We start from the raw sequence: 860 nt of genomic DNA on the forward strand, positions 1-860 counted from the left end.
GTGTGTCAGCCACTGAAATGCTGACTGACCCACCGCTTTCGCGAGCAAGCCCGCTCCCACAGTTGACCGCGTTCTGGAGTGAGATTTATGAAAGTTCTCAAATTGCTACCTGTACTGGTGTTGGTTGGCTTTATCGGCCAGGCCCAGGCGTTTTCCTTCGGTTCTTCCGACGATGCCGTCGTCATCGCACCACCCGCCCTGGACCTGCCAGCCTCGGCCAACTTGCAAACGGCGGTCTTCGCCGGCGGCTGCTTCTGGGGCGTACAAGGGGTTTTCCAGCACGTGCAGGGTGTCAAGAACGCGGTCTCCGGCTATGACGGCGGCACGGCGGGCACGGCGCAGTACGAGTCTGTCAGCGCGGGCGATACCGGCCATGCCGAGGCGGTCTCCGTCACCTTCGATCCGAGCAAGATCAGCTACGGCAAGCTGTTGCAGATCTACTTCTCGGTGGCCCACAACCCGACAGAACTCAACCGCCAGGGGCCGGATACTGGCACGCAGTACCGTTCGGCGATCTTTGCGCAGGATGCCGAGCAGCAGAAGGTGGCCCAGGCCTATATCGCGCAGCTGGATGCCGCCAAGTCCTTCGACAAGCCGATTGTGACCCGGATCGAGATGGGCAAGCCGTTCTATCCGGCGGAGGCCTACCATCAGGACTTTCTCACCGAGAACCCGTCTTACCCGTACATCGTGATCAATGACTTGCCGAAGGTGGCGCAGTTGAAAAAGCTGTTTCCCGAGGAGTACAGCGCAGAGCCGACCTTGGTAAAAACTCAATAGACACCGCAAAACCCATGTGGGAGCGGGCTTGCTCGCGAAGGCGGCGTGTCAGTCAATAGATTCGTCGGCTGACCCACCGC

At 60.0% G+C, this 860-nt stretch carries 1 protein-coding gene; it reads left to right on the forward strand.

Annotated features, from left to right (window positions below):
* The first annotated feature begins 87 nt into the window (after positions 1-87).
* A complete protein-coding gene (gene msrA, locus NUV89_RS29710) occupies positions 88-780 on the forward strand; it encodes a peptide-methionine (S)-S-oxide reductase MsrA (RefSeq protein ID WP_257784122.1) in 693 nt (230 codons plus the stop codon).
* The last annotated feature ends 80 nt before the right edge of the window (positions 781-860 follow it).

This window comes from Pseudomonas sp. 18.1.10, from assembly GCF_024655625.1.
In the GTDB taxonomy this organism is placed as follows: domain Bacteria; phylum Pseudomonadota; class Gammaproteobacteria; order Pseudomonadales; family Pseudomonadaceae; genus Aquipseudomonas.